Here is a 1,520-nt window from a genome sequence, read left to right as displayed (position 1 = left end):
CCGGCATCTTTTTCTTGGGCGCACACATCACTCGCATCACCCGCACCACCTCCCTGACACCCACGTCTGAGCCGACGTGTTAAACGACCGGAGGAACCGCTGTGGCAGCCAAGCCCAGGTTTCACAACGACGCAGATGCCGCACCCGACGACCAGAAGCATCCGGTCGACGCGACACTCCCGCCCTTCAAGATGGTCACCAGCGGTCTGCAGCATGTGGCCGCCATGTACGCGGGTGTGGTGGCCCCGCCGATGATCGTGGGTCCCGCCGTCGGTCTCAGCGCCAAGGACACCGCGTTCCTGATGGGCGCCAGCCTCTTCACCGCGGGCATAGCCACCCTGCTCCAGACCCTCGGGTTCTGGAAGGTGGGCGCCCGCCTCCCGTTCGTCAACGGCGTCTCGTTCGCCGGAGTGACCCCGATGATCGCCATCGGCAAGGACCGTGGCTACGACGGCATCGCCGTCGTGTTCGGCGCGATCATCGTCGCGAGTGTGCTGGGCTTCGTCCTGACCCCGTACTTCTCCAAACTCGTACGGTTCTTTCCGCCCGTCGTCACCGGCACCGTCATCACCCTGATCGGTGTCTCCCTGCTTCCCGTCGCCTTCCGCTGGTCCCAGGGCGGCAACGCGGCGGCACCGGACTTCGGCTCGATGAAGAACATCGGCATGGCGGCACTCACCTTGGTGATCGTGCTCGCGCTGAGGAAGCTGCTGCGCGGCTTCCTCCAGCAGATCGCCATCCTGCTCGGCCTGGTGGCCGGCACGCTCATCGCGATCCCGATGGGCATGACGAGCCTCGAGGCCATGCGCAACGCGGACCTGGTCGGCTTCCCGGCCCCGTTCCACTTCGGCGCCCCGCAGTTCGAGATCGCCGCGATCATCTCCATGTGCATCGTGATGCTCGTCTGCATGACCGAGTCCACCGCCGACATGCTCGCCCTCGGCAAGATCGTGGACCGGCCCGCCGACGAGCGGATCATCGAGGGCGGACTGCGCGCCGACACCCTCGGCAGCGCGATCAGCCCGCTCTTCAACGGCTTCATGTGCAGTGCGTTCGCCCAGAACATCGGCCTGGTCGCCATGACGAAGGTGCGCAGCCGCTTCGTCGTCGCGGCCGGGGGCGGCATCCTGATCCTGCTCGGTCTGTGCCCGGTCGCCGCCTCCGTCATCGCCCTCGTCCCACTGCCGGTCCTCGGCGGCGCGGGCATCGTCCTCTTCGGCTCGGTCGCCGCGAGCGGCATCCAGACCCTGGCCACCGCCGCGCTGGAGAAGGGCGAGAACGCACTGATCGTGGCGGCCGCCGTGGGCATCGGGCTGATCCCGATCGCGGCGCCGGAGTTCTACCACGCCTTCCCCAAGGATCTGCTGGTGGTGCTCGACTCGGGTATCTCCACGGGGTGCGTGGTGGCGATCGTGCTGAACCTGGCCTTCAATCACCTGGGCACCAAGGCCCGTTCGCCCGAGAAGCAGACGGGGCCGGAGCCGGAGCCGGAGCCGGTCCCGGTTCACTGACGCGCGTAC

At 67.6% G+C, this 1,520-nt stretch carries 1 protein-coding gene; it reads left to right on the top strand.

All coding sequences use genetic code 11. The features are described 5' to 3' along the window. The first annotated feature begins 101 nt into the window (after positions 1-101). A complete protein-coding gene (locus tag ACWGI8_RS44185) occupies positions 102-1,511 on the top strand; it encodes a nucleobase:cation symporter-2 family protein (protein WP_453669254.1) in 1,410 nt (469 codons plus the stop codon). Positions 1,512-1,520 lie beyond the last annotated feature (9 nt).

It is taken from the genome of Streptomyces sp. NPDC054841 (genome assembly GCF_053611045.1).
Note: the sequence above shows the minus strand (reverse complement) of the source record. Positions and strands in the feature narration are given on the sequence as shown.